The following is a 21,152-nucleotide window of genomic DNA, read 5'->3' as shown; positions in this document are numbered from 1 at the left end:
AAAACTGATTAAGATGTTAGGTTTTCTAACATTGGATATCGAACAATTTTAGAGAATCTATAATTTACGTTTGTTTAATAGGAACTCAAAACGGGTATACCAATAAAAAAAGACGTGCATAAATGCACGTCCTTTCTAAGTTCATTAATAAAATAACTCTAATACAGCTGAACTCACTGCGAGTTTTACATGTTCATAGGTTAATCCACCTTGCACATAAAGCGTGTATGGCGCTCTAATTGGACCATCTGCTGTTAATTCAAGGCTAGCTCCTTGGATAAAGGTTCCTGCTGCCATAATCACATCGTCTTCATATCCAGGCATATAGGCGCCAATTGGCAATACATGGGCATTTACAGGAGAAAATTTTTGAATAGTTTGAGCAAATTGAACCATCTTATCTTGATCGTTTAAAGAAATCATTTGAATCAAATCGGTCCGTTCTGCATCCCACTTTGGAGTGCTTTCTACCCCACATGTGTCCAATAGCGCTGCTGTGTAGATAGCACCTTTCACCGCTTCTCCGACAACATGAGGCGCAAGGAAGAACCCTTGATACATCTCTTGCAAACTATACAAGGATGCTCCTGCTTCTCGACCAATCCCAGGACTCGTTAAACGATAGCCACAAGCTTCAATTAAGCGTTGTTTCCCAACAATGTAGCCACCAGTTTTAGCAATTCCACCGCCAGGATTTTTGATGAGTGAACCTGCAATCAAATCTGCCCCAACTTCAAGTGGTTCTTGTTCTTCAACAAATTCTCCATAGCAATTATCGACAAAAACAATGACATTAGGCGCAATTTTCCTAACAGCTTCAATCATTTCCTTGATTTGAGCAATGGTAAAGGAGGAACGCATGGCATAACCTCGTGAGCGTTGAATTGCAATCATTTTCGTTTTTGGCGTAATTTTTTTTGCAACAGTTTCTAAATCAACTGCTCCACTTTCCAATAGATCCACGTGATCGTAGCCAATTTGATATTCTTTTAATGAGCCGATTCCGTTACCTGTTGCTCCAACGATTTCAAGCAAAGTGTCGTAAGGAGCGCCGGTAATATAAAGCAACTCATCTCCTGGTCGTAAAACACCAAACAACGCTGTTGAAATCGCATGTGTTCCAGAAATAATCTGCGGACGAACTAAGCCCGCTTCTCCCTTAAAAACGTCTGCATAGACTTGTTCAAGAGTGTCTCGTCCAAAATCATCGTACCCGTAACCAGTAGAGGGCGTAAAATGTTGGTCGCTTACTTGATTGTTTCGAAAACTTTGCAATACTTTATTTTGGTTAAAAAGGGCAATTTCATGAACTCGCTGATGATAAGGTTGAATTTTTAATTCCACTTCTTGAATGGTTTCTATTAATTTAGTTGGATAATTTTGGTGCCACATCATTGGATTTCATTTCCTCCAGTCCATTTTGACGCTTTTTTTGCATATCCTTTTACAAGGTATACATTTAATTCTTCTTGAAATTCTGCAGATTCTAATAATGTTTCTTTTTTTAGTTGAACTAATTTATTGCCTTCGTCAGCTGCTACTTCAAATTCATAAGGAAGCATAACTTCTTTCATTTGCTTCATGATTTGATTGCGTAATTTCAGTAAATCTTCTGGATCTTTAGCAGATATCAAGCTATTTGGAAATAAATTGGGTGAAAAATTTCCGTTAAGTAAATCCTTTTTATTGTATACTGTAAAAATTGGAATTTGATCCATGTTTAATTCTTTTAACAGATTGATGACAGTGACTTCATGCCCGGCTACGTTTTCAGCTGCAGCATCGACAACGTGTAGCAACAAATCGACGCCCCTTGTTTCTTCTAACGTCGAATGAAAAGCATCGATTAGCTGCGTTGGCAAATCTTGAATAAAACCAACGGTATCCGTTAAGGTCACATTCATGCCACTTGGCAGTACCATCTTGCGAGTCAATGGATCTAACGTAGCGAATAATTGATTTTCTTCATAGGTTTTCGCATCTGTCAATCGATTTAACAAAGTGGATTTCCCAGCATTTGTATAACCAATCAAGCCAATTTGGAACGTGGTTCCGTCATTTCTTTTTTCTCGACTTCTTTGACGATGCGCTTCGGTTTCTTTTAGCGTTTTTTTAATATCATTGATTTGGCTTCGAATATGACGTCGATCTGTTTCAAGTTTCGTTTCACCTGGCCCTCTGGTTCCAATTCCGCCACCTAGTTTAGATAAGTTTTTCCCTTGTCCAGCTAGACGTGGCAATAGGTATTGTAATTGTGCTAAAGCTACTTGTAATTTCCCTTCTTTACTTTGTGCACGCATCGCAAAAATGTCTAGAATCAATTGAATTCGATCGATTACTTTGACATCTATTTCGACTTGAATATTTCTTGTTTGACTTGGTGTTAAAGCATGATTAAAAATAACAACGTCTGCTTCAGTCTCTTCTACCAAATGAACCAATTCTTGGATTTTTCCTTTACCTAGATAAGTCTTACTGTCCATCCGGTCTCTTTTTTGAGTTAACTCTGCCACTACCTGACCGTGAGCAGTTTCTGTTAATTGACCTAATTCTTCTAGTGAATAACGGAAATTTGTATCTAATTCATTTGTTTGAACACCTACAATAACCACGCGCTCATACTCTAATTTTTCTTCCATCGTGCCACCTACATTTCTTTTAAACACTTATTTTTGTAAAAATGTTGTTACTTCTTCAAACAATTGCTCTTCCGTTTCGGGATGTTGGACTAAATCGTACCAGCGAATAAATTCCATTCGATTACGGAACCATGTCAACTGCCTTTTTGCATATCTTCTGGAATTTTGTTTGATTTGATTCGTGGCAGCCTCTAAAGAAAGTTCCCCGTCCAAATAGGGAAATAATTCTTTATAGCCAATCCCTAAAGTAGCTTGTCCGTTACTTGCTACTTGTTCCTTTAGCCATTGCGCTTCTTTTAACAAACCTGCTCTTATCATTAAATCAACGCGTTGATTGATTCTTTGGTAAAGGATATCACGATCCGTCATCAAGCCAATCACCAATGCGTCATAGTAAGCTTCTCTTTTAGGTTGTTCTTGTTGCTTTGAAAAAGGGATTCCGGTTAGATGAAAAACTTCCAACGCTCGAATTACACGTTTTAAATTATTTTCGTGAATCGCTTTTGCAGCAGTCGGATCAATTTCATTTAATTGGCTCCATACAGCGTGATTTCCGAGTTTTGACGCTTGCTCTTCCATCTCTTGACGAAATAATGGATCCGCTTCTTTTTCCTGATTTCCTCCAAAATGCAAATCGTAAAGTAACGCCTCGATGTAAAGTCCCGTTCCACCTACAATTAGTGGAATTTTTCCTTTTGCTGTAATCTCAGCGATTGTTTCTCGCGCCATTTTTTGAAAATCTGACACAGAGTAACTTTCATCTATGGTTACAATATCAATCAAATGATGAGGAACACCTGCTGCTTCTTTTTCTGATACTTTAGCTGTTCCAATGTCTAAACCTCGGTAAATTTGCATAGAATCGCCACTAATAATTTCACCATTGAATTTCTTTGCCATTTTAATGCTTAAATCGGTTTTGCCAACTGCTGTTGGACCAACAAGCATAATAATTTTTGTTTTTTTCACGAGTATCTCCTTTATTGCCAACGGTTTCGAATGGCAAGGGCTTCTTTTGGAAAATCTGTCATAATTGCAGAAAGTTTCTTTTGAAAACAATACTGCATGTAACGATGGCTGTTCACTGTCCAAACTCTGATGGGCATCTTTTCAACATTAAAAACTTGTTGTTGTTTTACCCAATCAAATTTTGCATGCCACGCAGATATCTCGTATTTTTTATTCAGCACCCTCACATTGTTGCCGTTTTGAGCATAGAGCACCGCTACTTCACTTAGCGGATTTAACTCTTTGATTTTTTCTAGAGAAGAATAATTAAAGCTAGAATAAACTAATTTAAAATGAATTTTTTTATGTTGAAATAATTGGTTTGCCTTTTCTTCTAACCCAACATAAGGATGATGATCGGTTTTTAATTCAATATTTAAGATTCCATGAAAGTCTAATTCTTCAAGTAAATCTACTACTTCTAATAAGGTCGGGATTTTTTCATCTTTATATATTGGCGAAAACCAGCTTCCAGCGTCTAGTGCTTTTAATTCAGCCAGTGACAACTTGCAAACTTCACCAATTCCATTCGTTGTTCGATCCACCGTTTCATCATGGATGACTATCATTTCACCATCTTTACTTAAATGGATATCTAACTCAATTCCATCACTTCCAACAAGGATTGCTTCACGAAATGCAGCTAGTGTATTTTCTGGGTGTGTTCCTTTACTGCCTCGGTGGGCAAACACTTCAGTTTTCAACTAACATCTCCTCCATTCATGCACTCTATTGTACCATGAATTCCCTATTTTCAATACTTAATCCCTCGATTTATAGAATTGTTTTCAGTCTGCCATTTCTTTTATTAAAGAAATATCGTAAAATAAGAATAGAAACTAAAGGAGGACACTTCGATGTATTTAACAATTGCTGAAACAGCTGACTATCTAAATGTCTCAACTGCTGATATTCACCGCTTGATTCGAGAAAAACAAATTCGTACTGTTAGCGATGGCGAAAATAGTTTCATCTACAAAGAACAGTTCAACCTTTTTATTAAAGAATTAGAAAAATACAAAAAAGAATTGCAAGATTACTTAAATGAGCCTATTCCAGAAGATATTGATATCAAAGATGAGGATTAACAAAAAGACAGTCGACTAATGAGTTTAGTCGGCTGTCTTTTTTAGTGGATACTATTAGATGACATTCGTTTGCGTGCAACTAATCCTCGCCAAATAATATAAGATAATTGAAAATCAATCATACTGTGTATCACAGAACCAATTCCTACCAATCCTATAATCGACTGTAAAAATCCTTGAGAATAATAAGCCCCTTGCATTCCTCCAGCAAAATAGAAAAACATCACCACCACAACTTCACAAGCTGCATGTAAAAGACCAATTAAAAAAGAAAAAAGAATTGTATTTTTGGTTGACGCTAAAATTTTTGGCCGCTTCTCTAAAATCCAAGCGCCAATTCCTGCAAAAATCACATGAGTCGCGGCACGCAACACAACAATAATTGGAAAACCACCAATAAAAAATCCAAACGTAGTCCCAACTGCAACCGAAATCGCTACAACTGGCGAAATAAACATTCCGATAAAAATAGCTACATGACTTCCTAATGTAAAAGAAGCAGGTTCTAATACAAGCTTAATTGGTGAAAATAAAGGAATTAAAATTCCTACCGCTATTAATAATGCCGAAATTGTTAAACGTTGTACTTTGCTAACCTTCAAGAGAACATCTCCTCGTATAATCATTTTTACAAACATGTCATGACACCTGTAAATACAATTATACCTTTTCTCTTAAAGTTGTCAAGACACCCTTTAATTTTGATAACAGAATCCAGCTTCTGTTAAGGATTTTTTTATTTGCTTAAAGGTGTTTTCATCTTTACAAGCGATTGTATGCAGATGAATTCCCTCTGTCAAAGAAGACAACAATTCAACATGAGACTCCGTCACTTTTTTCATAAATTCATCTACCTCATAACGAGAAGTTAAATTTAACCTTCCTAATAACTCGCCATAAATTGGGTGTTCAATAATCACATCAACAATTTCTCCACCATGGTCTACAATTAAATAAAGTTCTTTAGTGGTATCTTCTGGAGCATGTTGGCACGCAATCTTCCCACTAAAACGTGTATCGCTACTTGTATTTTCATTTAATAAATAACCTTTTGGCGTCGCATTGATTTCATAACCCGCTGCTCTTAAAAGAGCCACATCTCCCACAATAATTTGTCTACTTACTTTTAATTGATTTGCAATTGTCGTCGCGCTAATGGGGGTATGGGTGTTTGTTAGTATTTGAATAATCGTTTTTCTACGATCGGTTGCCTTCATAGCTGCTCTCCTTTCCATCATTTCAATGATACTAAAAAGCCAGTTGCCTCTTTCAAAACAACTGACTGATTATTGCATTATAAAAAAACATCATGTAAAGCACAAACTGCATGCTTCAATTCACTACCCGCTACTAAAATCCAAATGGTTGTATAGCTATCTGCTGATTGTAAAATGTCAATATTTTCCATCGATAAGGTAGTAACGATTCGTGAAGTTACCCCTGGCACACCCGTAATTCCAGCACCTACAACCGCTACTTTTGCACAATCTTCAAGCGTAACAACCTCAATTTGTTGCTCTTTAAAAATTCCTTTTGCTAAAGCGGCTTCGTGGTTTGCTAATGTGAAGACCACTTGGGTAGGAAAAATATTAATAAAATCGACACTGATACCTGCAGCAGCCATTAAGCCAAAAATTTCTTTTTGTTCAACATGCTCGGTTGAAATGGTAAATTGCACTAAATTGGATACATGCGCAATTCCCGTAACTAACCGATAATGACCAACTTGATTGGCTGAATGAGTTACTAGTGTTCCCACATCGGTTACTTCTTGATAAGTCGAACGAATTCTTAAAGGAATTCCAGCTTGCATTGCTAGTTCAACTGCTCGAGGATGAATAACCTTTGCACCTTCATGAGCCATATTGCTGACTTCTTGATAGCTTACAACGTCTAAAAATTTAGCTTGCTCCACTAATCTTGGATCTGCTGTCATCATTCCAGAAACATCGGTAAAGATATCAATTCGTTCAGCAGCAAAAGCTTTCCCCAAAATAGCCGCCGTTGTATCACTTCCACCACGACCAATCGTAGTCAAATGACCATTCTCGCTGATTCCTTGAAAACCCGTCACAACGACAACATCCTGCACTTCAAACAGTTCCAAAATAGGTGCTGTATTGACGCGTTGAACTTTTGCATTGCTAAATTCGTCATTGGTCACAATCCCAGCATCTTGCCCTGTTAAACCAGCTGCTAATACGCCGTTTTTCTTTAATAGATTCGTAAATACTGCCATTGAAATTGTTTCCCCTACCGAAAGCAAAGTATCTTTCTCTCTTAAATCAAGAAATGACTCATCTGCATCAACTAGACTAAGTAAAGAATCCGTTGCATAAGGATCCCCCAGACGCCCAATCGCTGAAACAACCACGATAACCTTATACCCATCTTCTACTGCTTGGACAATATGTTTTTTTGCGGCTAGGCGGCTTTCTTCGTCTTTAACAGATGTACCACCAAATTTTTGTACTAAAATTTTCATGAACAACCGTCCCTTTATTAAAACTAAATTTTTAATTCATTGCTTTGCGATAAAAGAAGAGCCTTGGTTAGACCAAAGCACCTTCCTTTATATCACAATGGTCTACTTACTTAGGAGTCATTAGAAATTGTTGATTGGTTTCAATGTAAACTTTATACCAAACCATAAAGGTCAACACTGTCCAAATTTTTCTTGAATTGTCTGCTTTTCCAGCACAATGATCTTCTAGTAATTGAAGTACGTATTGTTTATTAATCAAATGATCTGTAGCAGATTCACGAATAATGCCTTTTGCCCATTCATTCATCTCATCTTTTAACCAATGACGAATTGGAACTGGAAAACCTAGTTTTTTACGGTATAAAACATTATCCGGCACAAAGCTTTCAGCTGCTTTACGTAAAATATATTTTGTTGTTCCATTTGCAATTCGGATATCAGAAGGGAGCGTACGTGCTACTTTAAAGACTTCTTTATCTAAGAAAGGCGTTCTAAGTTCTAATGAATGCGCCATGGTTGTACGGTCAGCATTCAGTAATAAATCACCATTTAACCACGTATGAATATCAATAAATTGCATGCGATCAATTGGATCATAACCTTTTGAGGCATCATAAAACGGACGGGTAACATCTTGATAAGGATGTCCAGCTAAATAATTTTTCAATAATTTTTGCTTTTCAGCCTCTTCAAAAATTTTCGCATTCCCAACGTAACGCTCTTCCATCGGGGTTGTTCCGCGTTCTAAGAAGCTCTTACCACGCATTCCTTCTGGCATTATTTTGGCTAAATGATTCAACCCTTTTTTTAGACCATTTGGTAAATTCGTTAACGTTTTAAGTGAGTTTGGTTCATTGTAAATGGTATACCCACCAAACATTTCATCTGCGCCTTCGCCAGATAAAGCTACCTTCACATGACGTCTAGCAACTTCTGATAAGAAGAATTGTGGAACAGCTGCAGGATCTGCCAAAGGATCATCCATATGCCAAACAAAACGCGGAAATTCATCCATAAATTCTTGTGGCGTAATAATTGAACTAATATTTTCAACATTCAAGCGATCTGCGGTTTCTTTAGCTACGTCAATTTCGCTGTACCCTTCACGTTCAAATCCAACTGAAATTGTTTTGATTTTCGGATTAAACTCACGAGCAATCGCAACAATAATTGAAGAATCCACACCACCTGAAAGAAAAGAACCAACGGTAACATCACTTCTCATATGTTTTTCAACAGAGTCATACAAAGCATCTTTAATTTCTTTAGCAAAGGTCTCTTCTGATTTTTGAACTGGAGCAAACGTTGCTTCCCAATATCTCGTAATTTCCATTGGTCCATCTATTTTTTTAGTGAAATAATGACCTGGTGCTAAACGGTGAATGCCTTTTGTCATGGTAGCTGGATCTGGAACAAATTGGAACGTTAAATAATTTTGCAAGGAAACTTCATCTAATTCTTTCTTTTTAAGGATTTGGTAGATTGATTTCTTTTCAGAGGCAAAATAAATAACGCCGTCCTCTTCTGCATAGTGAAACGGTTTGATTCCAAAATGATCACGTGCTCCGTATACCGCTTTTTCTCGTTTATCCCAAATTACAAAGCCAAACATTCCGCGTAAACGTTCCGCAGTTTTTTCTTTATATTTTGCATAAGTTGCAATAATCACTTCAGTATCACTGTCTGTTTCAAACGTATAGCCATCTTTAAGTAATTCGTCACGTAATTCAATATAATTATAAACTTCGCCGTTAAAAATAATCCAGTAACGTTCATTTTCATATGAAAGAGGCTGATGACCTTTTTCAACATCAATAATACTTAGTCGTCTAAAACCAAAACTAATATGATCGTCAAAAAAGAACCCTTCATCATCTGGTCCACGATGAACAATCAATTTATTCATCTCTCTGATTGTTTTTTTATAATCTACTAGGTCATGGTTTTGGTTATCGCCATGAATACACCCTACAAATCCACACATGTTTGGTTCCCCTTTTCCTTGTTTCTAAACAGCACTATTATTGCTGCACACTTGTCTTATTATAACCAACTAAGCCCAATGGTTCAACCAATTCGAGTGGATTCTTTATATTAAACTTTCCTTAAGTTAAACTTATCAAATCATCATCTGAACTTAGGATCTCTGTTTTCTTTCTTTCGATAAATAGACATTCCTGTTTCAGTATCTTTGACAAAAATACCTGTGCCTTTTTTAAGTAGTACATACAGGTAATAAAAATCACCTACGCAACCTGCAGTATGCATACTAAATAGGAGGCTAGCAATTATTGGATGGGTCCTTCCCAACATGAAATAAAGGCTGCTTAGAACAATAAACGGAGCTCCCGCAATTACGCTATATTGAAATCGTGTATAAAATGAATTGAAAGATGCCGCGTAGAACATTCCAGCTTTAAATCCATAAATAACTTTCTTTCCACCAAAGCATTTAAAAAAGAAACCGTGAATTCCTTCATGAATCACCAATGATAAGACAAACAAACCACACACTAAAAAGAAATCCAAAATGAATTTTAGCGTATTTGTTTCAACGTAAAGTAAATGGTTTCTTTTTAATATAAATCCAAGAATTACCATAGAGCTAAGGGCTAGTCCGGCACTCCAAGCAGTCAATTTTGATAACAATGAGGTATTTTCAATTAAATGGATTTTTTCTTCTAAGATAAAGTCTTTTTTCATTGCTCAGTAGATGCCCCTCTGCTTCATTTCTTTTTATTGTACCACAATCAAATGCGACTCCTGTTTTCTTTTTATTACTGAAGTTAAGAAAAAATTTATGGTATACTAGGTTTATCTAAACATATTGGAGTGATTTTTTTGCTTTTAAAAGAAGTGTGTATCGAAAATTTTACAGCTATCCCTGAAGCCATTAAACGTGGTGCAAATCGATTTGAATTATGTGACAACTTAGCTGTTGGTGGAACCACCGTCAGCACCGGTGTAATGGAGGAAAGCGTTCATTACTGTCAAGAGAAACACATTCCCGTTATGGCAATCATACGACCTCGTGGTGGTAATTTTGTTTTTAATGACACGGAATTAAAAATAATGGCAACTGATTTGATTGAAGCAAAAAAATTAGGCATTGATGGTGTTGTGCTTGGTTGTCTAACTGCCGAGGGTTGGATTGATGAAGAAGCGATGGAGTTATTATTAGATGAAGCAACAGGATTACAAGTCACTTTCCATATGGCATTTGATGCGATTCCAAAAAAACAACAATTTGAAGCGATAGATTGGTTAGTTGAAGCTGGCGTGGAACGTATTTTAACTCACGGGGGTTCAGCAGATCAAACAATTGATGCTTGTCTTCCACATTTAAAGGACCTCGTTGATTATGCAAACGGACGCATCATTATTTTACCAGGTGGCGGTGTACATCAAGATAATTGCGAAATGATTGCAACTAAACTAGGTGTAAATGAAGTTCACGGAACAAAAATTTTAGGACCTCTATAAACAAAAAAACTGTTTCATCAAGAGTAAAATTACTCACAGATGAAACAGTTTTCTTTATTTCAATTCAGGTGCGTTAGTTTGGTAACTATCCACCGTTGAGTTGCCATTATTTTTATCAATCAATCGGTTTTTTTGAGCTTCATTAGCCAATTGTTTGATTCCTTTATTGTATTTGTAGTTGTACTGGGTTTTATCAACTGGTTTAAAGCCATCAGGTGTATAGAATCGCAATAAATCACCTGTGATTACTTTATCCGATAACGCTAATTGGGTATCTACATAGTCCTTTTCTTTTTTAAACTCATCTGTCTGAACAGGTGTTAAATTCGTCAACAATTCTCCTGTTGCCGTATCGTAAACATCCCCAGATAATTTGGTGAACTGTTTTGAAACAAAATTCCCATTTCTAAATGCAACTACTTGTTTGTTTTCATCTGACAATAAATCAGATCCAAACTGAATATAGTCCTTTGTATCTACACCCAATAAATGTAACAATGTTGGCAATACATCAATCTCGCCGCCATAGGTATGATTCACCCCGCCTGCTAAGCCCGGTGCATGAATCATAAAGGGTACTTTTTGGAACATCGCATCATCAAAATCCGTATACTCTTCTGTTCCTAACAATTGGGAAACAGCTTTTCCATGGTTGCTTGAAATGCCATAATGATCGCCGTACATTAAAATCACACTATTATCATACAAACCTGTCGTTTTTAAATAGGTTAAAAATTCATTGATTGCTTCATCTAAATAACGTGCTGTTTGAACATAGCCATCCACTGTTGAATCTCCTGTCGTTGTCTTAGGAATCGTGGCATTAGCTTCATCCAATGGGTATGGATAGTGATTTGTCACAGTAATCATTTTTGCATAAAAGGGTTGAGGCAATTGTTCAAGATATTGCGCAGAATCCTTTAAGAAGATTTTATCTTTTAAGCCGTATCCAACATTGAAATTCTCGCCTTTTGAATCATAGGTAGAATCAAAGAAATAATTATAGCCCCATGATTTATAAGCGTTGTCACGGTTCCAAAAACTCGCTACATCGCCATGAAAAGCGGCTGTTGTATAGCCTTTTTGATTTAAAATTGCCGGCGCTGCTTGGAACGTGTTTTCAGTTCCATTCGTTACCATCGCTGAACCTTGAGACAACCCGTATAATGAATTCTCCAACATCATTTCAGCATCACTTGTTTTCCCTTGACCAACTTGATGGAAGAAATTATCAAAGCTTACGGTATTGCTGTCATGATAAAATTGATTTAAGGTCGGCGTTACTTCTTCACCATTTGATTGATAATCAATCAGAAATTGTTGGAAACTTTCTAAATGGATCACAAAAACATTCTTTCCTTCAGCTTTACCAAAATAATTCACATTCGCTGGAACTTGATTTTTTTTCATATAAGCTAACACTTCGTCCATATCACTGCTGTCTGCATTTGCTTTTGTTGAATTCGCTTGTGCCGTTTTGACGCCATCATAGACGGTAAACGCATTTAACCCTAAATATTTAATAATATAGTTACGGTCAAATGTACGGCTTAGTAATTGTGGACGATCCATCTCAGCTAAACTTAAATTTCCTGCAAAAATTGCAACAGCTAGTGCTGTAACCGTAAATGCCATTCGTTTTTTTAAGACACGAGTATCCACTTTGACAATTTTGAAAGCTAGTAGTGTAATCAAAACAAGGATGTCAAGATACACGAACAAATCTGAGACATGAATCAAGCTTTTTAAACTTGTATCCATATTACTAGAAACAGCAGATGCTCCTTTAATAATATTAATCGTCATAAAATCAGAAAATTCTCGGTAATACACAATATTGGCAAACAGCCACGTAGACATTAGAAAATCAATAACCAATAAAATAATGTACGACTTCTTTCCTTTTGAAAAAAGAGAAATGCCAAATAATAGCAGTGTGAAACTAATGGGATTAATAAACAGTAAAAATTGTTGGACACTGCCACTAACACCTAGTGAAAATTTGGTTTGATAGGCTACATAGGTTTTTAACCAAAATAAAATAACTGCAAATAAGAAAAATCCCATTCTTGTACTTAATAGAGATCTTGTTTTACTCATAAATTGTTTGTTTTCTTTCATCATTCGTTCTCCTTTATAACGTTTTTTTGAAAAACATTATGCTTACTTCAACTATAGAGATTACTCTCTTTTGTGCCAACTTACAATTAAAATTCACTAAAAATCGCTGATTTACGAAAACTTTAACTTTTTAAATCAAAATAACCCTTCAATCAACAGTCGATTGAAGGGTTTTGTTTTAATGGATTACTTCCACACCATTTCGTTCAATTTCCAACTCTTTGATCATGGCATGTGGATAGTTACGTTCTAGTTTTGATTGTAATTTCTTTAATTCAGCTAATGGTACCAGCGTTAAAACAGTTGGACCTGCCCCACTTAAAAAAGTTCCATAAGCGCCAAATTGATTCGCAGTTTCTCGAATATCTGATAAATGAGGGATTAAGTTCTTTCGATAATATTCATGAAATAAATCTTGTTCCATCATTTTTCCAGCTAATGACAAATCATTTGCTAAAATAGCCGAAATCATAACATTTGCAATACTACTGGCAGTAACAGCTGTGGAATAAGTCAATGTTTGAGGCAACACATCACGACTTTCCGAAGTTAACAATTCACCATTAGGAATACACACTAAAATGCCCGTTGCTGGAAAGGAATGTTTAACGGCATAGACTTCTTGTTCAATCTTAGTCGCTACAACGAAATCACCGAGAATTGCTGGTGCTACATTGTCTGGATGACCTTCCATTAAAGTAGCGTACGTTACTTTTTCTTGTTGGCTTAACATTAAGTTTCCAAGTTGATTGGCTAGTTCAATTCCAGCGACAATCGCCGCAGAACTACTTCCTAAGCCTCTAGTTGAAGGAACTTCTGAAGTCATCCATAATTTTCGAGGCTCTAAGTCAGGACAGAGTTTGCAGGCCGTTGTGACAATGACGTTGGTTTGATCCATTGGAATGCCTTCTCCTAATGAATGAATCACTTCCCAGTTATCTTGAACTTCACCTACTGTAAGGGTTAGATAAAGGTTTAATGCAAGTCCACAAGAATCAAATCCCGGTCCTAAATTAGCCGTTGTTCCTGGAACTCTAATTTGCATCATAACCGGTTCATTCCTTCACGTAAATGCACCCGCATTTCTTCAAGGTCGTCCATCTTAGCAATTGGAATTTCAGTGACGTTCATTGCCGTATCAGGATCTTTCAATCCATTTCCAGTAAAGACACAAACAACCGTCTCGCCTGCTTTAATCTCTCCACTTGCACGATGTTTGATTACGCCTGCAAGGGATGCAGCTGAACCTGGTTCAATAAAGACACCGTCCATCGCAGCTACTTTTTTATACGCTTCAATAATTTCAGCATCTGTTACAGAATCGATTGCTCCTTTTGACTCGTCGCAAGCTGCTTCTGCTAATGACCAACTTGCAGGATTTCCAATGCGAATCGCAGTTGCAATCGTTTCAGGATTTTCAATTGGAGCCCCTTGAACGATAGCTGCTGCGCCTTCTGCTTCAAAACCATGCATTCGAGGTAATCCTGTTTGATGCAACTCATTCCACTCTTTAAACCCTTTCCAGTATGCTGAAATATTCCCAGCATTGCCGACTGGAATTGCCAGAACATCAGGTGCTTTTGTTAAATCTTCACAAATTTCAAAAGCCGCTGTTTTTTGCCCTTCTAAACGATAAGGATTTACAGAATTTACCAGTGTAACAGCTTCTGTCTCTGCTAATTTACGAACAGCCTTTAAAGCTTCATCAAAATTGCCTTGAATTGAAATAATATCCGCTCCATACATTACCGCTTGAGCCAATTTTCCTAGTGCAATTTTCCCATCTGGAATCACAATGTAAGCTTTCAAGCCTGCTCTTGTTGCGTAAGCTGCTGCTGCTGCACTTGTATTTCCAGTTGATGCACAGATAATTGCTTTTGCGCCTTCTTCTTTCGCTTTAGCTACTGCCATCACCATGCCTCGGTCTTTAAATGAACCCGTTGGATTTAAACCTTCATATTTTCCATACAAAGTAATCCCTAATTCTTTTGACAAATTGTGTAACGGAATTAAGGGAGTATTGCCTTCTGCTAAAGAAATCATCGGTGTTTTTTCAGTAACAGGCAAGTTTTCTTGATAGCGATCTAATAGTCCTTTATACATATAGTTATCCCTCCATCACTTTGAGATGAATCAATAAATTCATATCGTCGGCTTTTTTTAATTTAGCTAAAATTTCTTTTTCTTGTTTACGGTTCATTAAATGCGTGATGATTACTACTTTTGCCATCCCGCCTTCAATGGGCTCTTGGATAATTTTATCAAATCCTACATCAGATGCTGCAAAGATTTTCGTTAACTCTAAAAATAAGCCTGTGCGATCGTTCATTTCAATCGACAAATAATATTTAGATAAAATTTCTTCGTCAGTCATTAATTTTGTTTCATGTTGATATGAACTAAAAACATTTCCTGTAGTCCCTAATCGAATGTTTTTGGCAACTGTAATTAAATCGCTTACCACACTCGTTGCAGTTGGCAATTCACCTGCACCAGGTCCATAAAACATAGTTTCCCCAACGGCCGATCCAACTACAAAAACAGCGTTATTTTCATTTTGAACACTTGCTAAGGGATGAGCTTCTGGCACTAATATTGGGCCAACGCTAACAGATACCCCACCATTATTTTCTTCTGCAGTACCAATTAATTTAATGCGGTATCCCAATTTTCGAGCTGTTTCAATATCTACCGACTTTAAATTGCGAATGCCTTTCGTTTCAATCTGGTCTAGTTCCACATTCATTCCAAATGCAAGTCTTGTTAAGATGACCATTTTTCTTGCTGCATCTATGCCATCCACATCATTTGTGGGGTCGCTTTCAGCAAAACCTAATTCTTGAGCTTCTTTTAGAGCTTCTTCGTAAGATTGATGCTCATTTGTCATTTTTGTTAACATAAAATTAGTCGTACCGTTCACAATCCCCATCACTTGTTGAATATTATCTGACGCTAAACTATCCACAATAGTTCTAAGAATCGGAATTCCTCCAGCTACACTGGCTTCATAGTACAAATCACACTGATTTTCTTTTGCTAAAGCAACTAATTCATTTCCATGTAAAGCAATCAGGTCTTTATTGGCTGTTACAACATGTTTACCTGCCTTTAAAGCCTTAGTAATATACATCTTTGCACTGTCAATACTGCCCATCACTTCTAAGATAACATTAATTTCAGGATCAGCTAAAACTTCATCTTCGTTCGTCGTCAGTTGGATCCCCTCAGATATTTCTCCACGATTCTTTTCAATATCTCGTACTAAAACTTTTTTTACAGAAATTTCTTCGCCTGTTACTTGACGAATTTTAGCATTATGGTCTTTTAAAATTCGAATAACACCACTTCCAACTGTTCCAAACCCTAACATTCCAACTTGAATTTGCTTGTTCATTTTTTAGCCTCCTCCTTCGTTTTTATAAATCAGCCACATTGTTTTATCATCGTTTTTTAATTTTACCTTATTTTACTAGTATACAAAATTTTCAATATGAACTCCACCTTTTATTCAAAAAAACATTTATTGGACACTCTTCTGTTTTTATGTAAAAAAAAAAGACTAACATAAGCGTCAGCCTTCTTAGTGTTTAGTCTTGGAGTAATTCATAAATTTCAATTGCAATTAAGTCAATATCATCAAACTGATAAACAGAATGATCGCCAACGTCTTCCATTTCATATGTGCCAGCTTTTGAATCATAACTTACTAGACAGCGCTCGTGACCTTCTTTTTCAAATCGACGAACTTGAACTTCACTATCCGTACTTTCTTGCATTGCTTCTAATCGACGAATAATCGCCACTAACTGTGAAGATTTCATTGTTTCGTGCCCCTTTCAATCTTAGCTCAGTTTTATTCTAACAGATTTTTTACTAAAACGCATTAATCTAACTCTTTTCTCATTAAAAATATAGTTTTCCTAAAAATAAGGAAATTAAAAAAAGTCAAAAAGCTTAGTAACAATCAATTACTTATTATAATCTTTGACAAGTATTGAAACAAGCTATTTTTTTATTTTTTTCAATTTTTTTAGTTTATTTGATTTAAAAATAGCCAATAATCTCTATAAATCCATCATTTATTAAAAAAGTTTCTATTTTTTTACTTTTCTATGGTAAAATGACTTAATTACTAAAAAAGGGGCGAAGACAATTGATGAATCCATTAACTAAAAAATTTAATCAACAAACCTATCAAATTGAAGTTTCTGATATTCGAAAATTTGATGAGCGCGTTTCTCAAATTGAAGATATGTTAAAATTAACATTGGGAGAGCCTGACTTTAATACTCCAGATCATGTCAAACAGGCTGGTATCAAAGCCATCGAAGAAAATCAATCCCATTATACTGGCATGGCAGGAGACTTAAGCCTACGTATTGCTGCTGCTAATTTTATTGAAACCAAGTACGACGTTCACTATACCCCAAGTACAGAAGTTTTAGTAACCGTTGGGGCCACTGAAGCCCTTTCTGCTAGCTTGCTGGCTATTTTAAATCCTGGAGATAAGATTCTCGTCCCAACACCAATTTATCCTGGTTATGAACCTTTAATTACATTGGCGCGCGCTACTCCAGTATATATTGATACGACTTCTAACGACTTTGTCTTAACACCAGAAATGATTGAAGCGGCAATAAAAGAACATGGCTCGGCTGTTAAAGCGATTATTTTAAACTATCCTAGCAACCCAACTGGTGTGACCTACAATCGCAAGGAAGTTAAAGCAATAGCATCCGCTGTTAAGGCTCATAATATTTTTGTCATCAGTGACGAAATCTATAGTGAATTAACTTATGGAGACAAACATGTGTCAATCGCTGAATACGCATATGACCAAACTATTTTAATTAACGGTCTCTCAAAATCCCACGCAATGACTGGTTGGCGAATTGGATTCATCTTTGCACCTGTTGAATTGGTTCAACAATTAATGAAAGTTCATCAGTATTTAGTCACTAGTGCAACAACAATGGCTCAAAAAGCTGCCACTGCTGCTTTGACAGAGGGAATTGATGATGCCCTTCCAATGAAGGTAGAATACTTAAAACGACGTGACTTCCTTTACGAAAAAATGAAGGGAATGGGATTTGAAATCGCTCGTCCAAATGGCGCCTTTTACATCTTTGCGAAAATTCCAACTGGTTTTATACAAAACAGTATGGACTTTTGCGTTGATTTAGCCGAAAAAAACAAACTGGCTATTATCCCTGGATCCGCATTTGGTCAAGCCGGTGAAGGCTATGTTCGTTTAAGTTATGCTGCAAGTATGGAAAAATTAGAAACTGCTATGGAACGTCTCGAAAATTATATGCTTACACAAAAATAAAAAAAGCAGTCGATTTAAAATCGACTGCTTTTTTTGCTATTTTTTAGTAGGTTCATTTCCTTCTGGCCACCATAATTTAATCAAAGCTTGTGTTCCATCATTCCCATTGCCTTGACTCTCCAGTTGTTCGTATAACTTTTCAGCCAGAGCCGTTCCAGGGAGCTCAATTGTCATTTTTTTAGCTTCATCTAATGCAATTTTTAAATCCTTCACAAAATGCTTTACAAAAAATCCTGCTGTAAAATCTTCCTTTAAGATTCTTGGAGCATAATTTGTTAACGACCAATTTTGAGCGCTTCCTCCACCAACTGTTTCTAACACACTTTCTAAGTCTAATCCTGCTGCTTGTGCATAAACTAAAAGTTCTGTCATACCAGTCATTGTTCCAGCTATCATAATTTGATTGGCCATTTTAGTATGTTGACCACTGCCGGCTGGTCCCTGTAATTTTACTTTTCCTGAAAAAATGTCAAAAATAGATTCTACTTGACGATACGCTGATTCATTTCCACCAACCATAATCGTTAAGGTTCCATTTTTAGCTCCCAAGTCTCCACCAGAAACAGGCGCATCTAAAACTTCAATGTGAGCTTTTTGACCTTCAGCAAATAATTTTTTAGCCAAACTTGGTGTGCTAGTAGTCATATCGATTAAAATTTTATCCGACGTAGCTGTTTTGAAAATACCAGTTTTCCCTAAGTAGATTTCTTCTACATCAGTTGGATAGCCAACAATTGAAAAAATAACATCACTAACCGCCGTGACTTCTGCCGGTGTATCGCACCACTGAGCACCTTTGGCTATTAATTCATCCGTTTTGCTTTTTGTTCGATTATAAACCGCCACAGAATAGCCAGCTTTTAATAGATGCTTTACAATTGAAGCGCCCATTACGCCAGTCCCAACAAATCCTATTTTTTTCATTTTATTTCATCCCCTCTGTCTTGATCTATTCTTTTACTTTTTTAGAGTCGCCCGTAACACCTAATGCAATGGTTCCTAATAAAATTCCTAAATAGTACGTGATTAATCTCCAAAGCAGTAATGCTATTGCTAATTTTTCTCCTGATAAGATAAAGCTACCAAATAGAAGTGTAAAGCTGTACTCTGCTCCTCCAGACCCACCTGGAATCGGAAAGAGCGATACAATCATCACGATAAAGGCGTGCATACAAATAATCGTAATAACATCCATGTCTTTGATTCCTAAACTTAATAAAATAAAATACGGAACAATAAAGTAACCCGCTAATTGGACAGCGGTTAATAAAGCTGTTTTTAACAACAAGCGTGTTTGCCCTCTAATATAAAGACTTTCTTGATAAAAAGAATCTACTTTTAAGACAATGTCTTCTTCTAATATATAGGCTTTTTCTTTATTCATAAAAATGGCAACAACCTTCATCAGCCAATGAATAAGTTTTTTTGTTAAAGCAACTTTGTAGGTAATTAAAAGCAACACTGCAATCACAACGACATGCGTGACTAATCCTAAAATAACAAAAACGGCTAATCTAGAAATTTCTGTAACCAACACATGATAGCGCAACAATACACATACACCAAAGTAAACCACAATCATTCCCTGATACACGACAAACTTCATTAACAGAACCGAACTACCTACCCCAATATCGACTCCAGTTTGCTTTAATGCAACTAATTGAGCCGGCTGACCACCACTGGCAAAGGGGGTGATTGAATTGAATAAATGTTGAATCAATGGAATTCGATACGATTTCTTAAAAGAATAACTAAAATTTTCTCGTTCTAGTAACCCTTGAACAATTTTCGCCTCGACGCCCCATTGAAACAGCATACACGCAATCGCAACAACTATCCAACTCCATTGAATTTGTCGAAATTCAATCATTATTTCATGTAGCGTTAAAGCTCTAAATTCCCAGAAAAAAACACTCGCTCCAATTAGGAGAATGATGGCTAGCGCCCATTTATTTCTTCTTTCCATAAAGAGTCTCCTTCTTGTTGTTGATAGAAATCACACCAAACTTTTGTTAGTCGTTCTTCAGAATAAGCAAGATTCCCTTGGATTGCAGCATTTTTTAACGTCTCATACGCCTTAGGATTCTGTTGCAACTCACGAAGAATTCCCTTCATTTCATCGCGATCCTTAGCTGCTTGATAATACCCATCAATTACTGGACGGTACAGTGGTAAATCTCTTAATAATACAGGCGTTTCAGAAGAAAAAGCTTCTAAAATACACATTGGAAATAACTCATTATAAGAAGGCAACAAAAAAACATCCGCTAAATTGTAATAGTCTAACATTTCCTTTCGATCAATAATACCCACAAATTTTAAATTGCTTGGAGGTTGATCCATCAGCTTTTTGTATTTCTCATACCCATCTGTCATTTTACCAAAAGAGAACCCTCCAGCCCAAATGAATTGAACGTCAGGCATTTCTTCTGCTAATTTTGCAAAATCAAAAACACCTTTACGTTCTTGCACTTGTCCGGCCCCAAACACAATAAATTTATCTGTCTCTAATTCATGTGTTTTCTTTAACTGTTTTATTTTTTCTGTGGAATACGGGTAAAAATCTTTTTTTGCAACAAAATTAGGAATGTACGTAATGTTTTCTTTAGCAATCCCCAATTTTTCTAATTCTGGAATAAAGCTTGGATTGACGACGACTAAATGATCCATTCGACGGTAAAAAACAACGACATACCAATACAATATTTTTTCGATAAATTTAGGTAAATGTAAACTTCCTTTTAAGGTATCTGGTACAAAGTGCACATAGCCAATTCTTCGACCAAAACGTTTTCTAAAAAAAGTTGTTATAAAATAATGGGGATCAATTGTATGATAATGGCTAATTGATGTAGGTTTAAAACTATTGACTTTAATTTCTAAGCGGTCAGTCGCTCGTGTTTTTAATAATTGCATTAATTCTAAATATGCACTTCCAACCCCTTGCCCTTTAACTTTATCGGCAGAAGAAAACATTGTAATTTTTATCATTTATC

At 36.3% G+C, this 21,152-nt stretch carries 20 protein-coding genes; 3 read left to right on the top strand and 17 right to left on the bottom strand.

The window, feature by feature from the left end:
• Nucleotides 1-144 precede the first annotated feature (144 nt).
• Genes CDIMF43_RS06955 through CDIMF43_RS06940 form a run of 4 tightly spaced genes read right to left on the bottom strand, consistent with a single transcriptional unit; the run spans nucleotide 145 to nucleotide 4,351 of the window.
• Nucleotides 145-1,395, bottom strand: a complete 1,251-nt coding sequence (locus tag CDIMF43_RS06955) for a methionine gamma-lyase family protein (RefSeq protein WP_109841574.1) — start codon at nucleotides 1,393-1,395, stop codon at nucleotides 145-147.
• A complete protein-coding gene (hflX, locus tag CDIMF43_RS06950; RefSeq protein WP_074402951.1) occupies nucleotides 1,392-2,639 on the bottom strand; it encodes a GTPase HflX in 1,248 nt (415 codons plus the stop codon). Before hflX ends, CDIMF43_RS06955 begins: the two co-directional genes overlap by 4 nt.
• Before the next feature lie 27 nt (nucleotides 2,640-2,666).
• Entirely contained in the window at nucleotides 2,667-3,587 is a 921-nt protein-coding gene (gene miaA, locus CDIMF43_RS06945) for a tRNA (adenosine(37)-N6)-dimethylallyltransferase MiaA (RefSeq protein WP_233218341.1), read from the bottom strand.
• 32 nt (nucleotides 3,588-3,619) lie between these two features.
• A complete protein-coding gene (locus CDIMF43_RS06940; protein WP_109841573.1) occupies nucleotides 3,620-4,351 on the bottom strand; it encodes a glycerophosphodiester phosphodiesterase in 732 nt (243 codons plus the stop codon).
• A gap of 153 nt (nucleotides 4,352-4,504) precedes the next feature.
• Here CDIMF43_RS06940 and CDIMF43_RS06935 point away from each other — a divergent pair, with 153 nt between their 5' ends.
• Nucleotides 4,505-4,735, top strand: a complete 231-nt coding sequence (locus CDIMF43_RS06935; RefSeq protein WP_074402953.1) for an excisionase family DNA-binding protein — start codon at nucleotides 4,505-4,507, stop codon at nucleotides 4,733-4,735.
• A 41-nt stretch (nucleotides 4,736-4,776) separates the two neighbouring features.
• Here CDIMF43_RS06935 and CDIMF43_RS06930 read toward each other — a convergent pair whose 3' ends face one another.
• From CDIMF43_RS06930 to CDIMF43_RS06910, 5 genes are all read right to left on the bottom strand, one after another.
• Nucleotides 4,777-5,337, bottom strand: coding sequence for a hypothetical protein (locus CDIMF43_RS06930; RefSeq protein ID WP_109841572.1), 561 nt, complete (start codon nucleotides 5,335-5,337; stop codon nucleotides 4,777-4,779).
• A gap of 93 nt (nucleotides 5,338-5,430) precedes the next feature.
• Nucleotides 5,431-5,952, bottom strand: a complete 522-nt coding sequence (locus tag CDIMF43_RS06925) for a transcription repressor NadR (protein WP_074402955.1) — start codon at nucleotides 5,950-5,952, stop codon at nucleotides 5,431-5,433.
• Nucleotides 5,953-6,029: 77 nt separating this feature from the next.
• Nucleotides 6,030-7,220, bottom strand: a complete 1,191-nt coding sequence (gene dapG, locus CDIMF43_RS06920) for an aspartate kinase (RefSeq protein WP_109841571.1) — start codon at nucleotides 7,218-7,220, stop codon at nucleotides 6,030-6,032.
• A gap of 106 nt (nucleotides 7,221-7,326) precedes the next feature.
• A complete protein-coding gene (gene asnB, locus CDIMF43_RS06915) occupies nucleotides 7,327-9,204 on the bottom strand; it encodes an asparagine synthase (glutamine-hydrolyzing) (protein WP_109841570.1) in 1,878 nt (625 codons plus the stop codon).
• Nucleotides 9,205-9,347: 143 nt separating this feature from the next.
• Complete coding sequence (locus CDIMF43_RS06910) at nucleotides 9,348-9,923, bottom strand: DUF3267 domain-containing protein (protein ID WP_109841569.1); 576 nt, start codon at nucleotides 9,921-9,923, stop codon at nucleotides 9,348-9,350.
• 138 nt (nucleotides 9,924-10,061) lie between these two features.
• Here CDIMF43_RS06910 and CDIMF43_RS06905 point away from each other — a divergent pair, with 138 nt between their 5' ends.
• Nucleotides 10,062-10,703 (top strand): copper homeostasis protein CutC, encoded by a 642-nt coding sequence (locus CDIMF43_RS06905; protein WP_109841568.1) that lies wholly within the window; start codon nucleotides 10,062-10,064, stop codon nucleotides 10,701-10,703.
• A 54-nt stretch (nucleotides 10,704-10,757) separates the two neighbouring features.
• On the opposite strand, the gene CDIMF43_RS06900 is transcribed toward CDIMF43_RS06905, so the two are convergent.
• From CDIMF43_RS06900 to CDIMF43_RS06880, 5 genes are all read right to left on the bottom strand, one after another.
• Nucleotides 10,758-12,824: an LTA synthase family protein gene (locus CDIMF43_RS06900; protein ID WP_109841567.1), complete on the bottom strand. Its 2,067-nt coding sequence runs from the start codon at nucleotides 12,822-12,824 to the stop codon at nucleotides 10,758-10,760.
• A 178-nt stretch (nucleotides 12,825-13,002) separates the two neighbouring features.
• Complete coding sequence (gene thrB / locus CDIMF43_RS06895) at nucleotides 13,003-13,869, bottom strand: homoserine kinase (RefSeq protein ID WP_109842350.1); 867 nt, start codon at nucleotides 13,867-13,869, stop codon at nucleotides 13,003-13,005.
• A complete protein-coding gene (gene thrC, locus CDIMF43_RS06890; protein WP_109841566.1) occupies nucleotides 13,869-14,927 on the bottom strand; it encodes a threonine synthase in 1,059 nt (352 codons plus the stop codon). The genes thrB and thrC overlap by 1 nt, the downstream gene beginning before the upstream one ends.
• A 4-nt stretch (nucleotides 14,928-14,931) precedes the next feature.
• On the bottom strand, nucleotides 14,932-16,218 hold the full coding sequence (locus CDIMF43_RS06885) for a homoserine dehydrogenase (protein ID WP_109841565.1): 1,287 nt from the start codon (nucleotides 16,216-16,218) through the stop codon (nucleotides 14,932-14,934).
• Nucleotides 16,219-16,411: 193 nt separating this feature from the next.
• On the bottom strand, nucleotides 16,412-16,645 hold the full coding sequence (locus CDIMF43_RS06880) for a YkuJ family protein (protein WP_034570313.1): 234 nt from the start codon (nucleotides 16,643-16,645) through the stop codon (nucleotides 16,412-16,414).
• Between the two features lie 335 nt (nucleotides 16,646-16,980).
• Here CDIMF43_RS06880 and CDIMF43_RS06875 point away from each other — a divergent pair, with 335 nt between their 5' ends.
• On the top strand, nucleotides 16,981-18,153 hold the full coding sequence (locus CDIMF43_RS06875) for a pyridoxal phosphate-dependent aminotransferase (protein ID WP_109841564.1): 1,173 nt from the start codon (nucleotides 16,981-16,983) through the stop codon (nucleotides 18,151-18,153).
• 36 nt (nucleotides 18,154-18,189) lie between these two features.
• Here the strand turns inward: CDIMF43_RS06875 and CDIMF43_RS06870 are convergent, their stop codons facing one another.
• The 3 genes from CDIMF43_RS06870 to CDIMF43_RS06860 are packed head-to-tail and all read right to left on the bottom strand — an operon-like array spanning nucleotide 18,190 to nucleotide 21,147.
• Nucleotides 18,190-19,077: an NAD(P)-dependent oxidoreductase gene (locus CDIMF43_RS06870; protein WP_109841563.1), complete on the bottom strand. Its 888-nt coding sequence runs from the start codon at nucleotides 19,075-19,077 to the stop codon at nucleotides 18,190-18,192.
• 25 nt (nucleotides 19,078-19,102) lie between these two features.
• The gene (locus tag CDIMF43_RS06865) at nucleotides 19,103-20,122 is read right to left on the bottom strand and encodes a lysylphosphatidylglycerol synthase transmembrane domain-containing protein (protein ID WP_109841562.1); all 1,020 of its coding nucleotides are present in this window, start codon (nucleotides 20,120-20,122) and stop codon (nucleotides 19,103-19,105) included.
• Nucleotides 20,095-21,147, bottom strand: a complete 1,053-nt coding sequence (locus CDIMF43_RS06860; protein WP_109841561.1) for a glycosyltransferase family 4 protein — start codon at nucleotides 21,145-21,147, stop codon at nucleotides 20,095-20,097. The genes CDIMF43_RS06865 and CDIMF43_RS06860 overlap by 28 nt, the downstream gene beginning before the upstream one ends.
• Nucleotides 21,148-21,152: the final 5 nt, after the last annotated feature.

Origin of the sequence: Carnobacterium divergens, assembly GCF_900258435.1 — a bacterium.
In the GTDB taxonomy this organism is placed as follows: Bacteria; Bacillota; Bacilli; order Lactobacillales; family Carnobacteriaceae; genus Carnobacterium; species Carnobacterium divergens_A.
Note: the sequence above shows the minus strand (reverse complement) of the source record. Positions and strands in the feature narration are given on the sequence as shown.

Coding starts and splice junctions, on each gene's coding strand:
- CDIMF43_RS06870 (WP_109841563.1), bottom strand. CDS start 19,077: ATGAAAAAAATAGGATTTGTTGGGACTGGCGTAATGGGCGCTTCAATT.
- CDIMF43_RS06880 (WP_034570313.1), bottom strand. CDS start 16,645: ATGAAATCTTCACAGTTAGTGGCGATTATTCGTCGATTAGAAGCAATG.
- hflX (WP_074402951.1), bottom strand. CDS start 2,639: ATGGAAGAAAAATTAGAGTATGAGCGCGTGGTTATTGTAGGTGTTCAA.
- CDIMF43_RS06865 (WP_109841562.1), bottom strand. CDS start 20,122: ATGGAAAGAAGAAATAAATGGGCGCTAGCCATCATTCTCCTAATTGGA.
- asnB (WP_109841570.1), bottom strand. CDS start 9,204: ATGTGTGGATTTGTAGGGTGTATTCATGGCGATAACCAAAACCATGAC.
- thrC (WP_109841566.1), bottom strand. CDS start 14,927: ATGTATAAAGGACTATTAGATCGCTATCAAGAAAACTTGCCTGTTACT.
- CDIMF43_RS06925 (WP_074402955.1), bottom strand. CDS start 5,952: ATGAAGGCAACCGATCGTAGAAAAACGATTATTCAAATACTAACAAAC.
- CDIMF43_RS06885 (WP_109841565.1), bottom strand. CDS start 16,218: ATGAACAAGCAAATTCAAGTTGGAATGTTAGGGTTTGGAACAGTTGGA.
- CDIMF43_RS06860 (WP_109841561.1), bottom strand. CDS start 21,147: ATGATAAAAATTACAATGTTTTCTTCTGCCGATAAAGTTAAAGGGCAA.
- dapG (WP_109841571.1), bottom strand. CDS start 7,220: ATGAAAATTTTAGTACAAAAATTTGGTGGTACATCTGTTAAAGACGAA.
- CDIMF43_RS06900 (WP_109841567.1), bottom strand. CDS start 12,824: ATGAAAGAAAACAAACAATTTATGAGTAAAACAAGATCTCTATTAAGT.
- CDIMF43_RS06935 (WP_074402953.1), top strand. CDS start 4,505: ATGTATTTAACAATTGCTGAAACAGCTGACTATCTAAATGTCTCAACT.
- CDIMF43_RS06875 (WP_109841564.1), top strand. CDS start 16,981: ATGAATCCATTAACTAAAAAATTTAATCAACAAACCTATCAAATTGAA.
- thrB (WP_109842350.1), bottom strand. CDS start 13,869: ATGCAAATTAGAGTTCCAGGAACAACGGCTAATTTAGGACCGGGATTT.
- CDIMF43_RS06910 (WP_109841569.1), bottom strand. CDS start 9,923: ATGAAAAAAGACTTTATCTTAGAAGAAAAAATCCATTTAATTGAAAAT.
- CDIMF43_RS06955 (WP_109841574.1), bottom strand. CDS start 1,395: ATGATGTGGCACCAAAATTATCCAACTAAATTAATAGAAACCATTCAA.
- miaA (WP_233218341.1), bottom strand. CDS start 3,587: ATGCTTGTTGGTCCAACAGCAGTTGGCAAAACCGATTTAAGCATTAAA.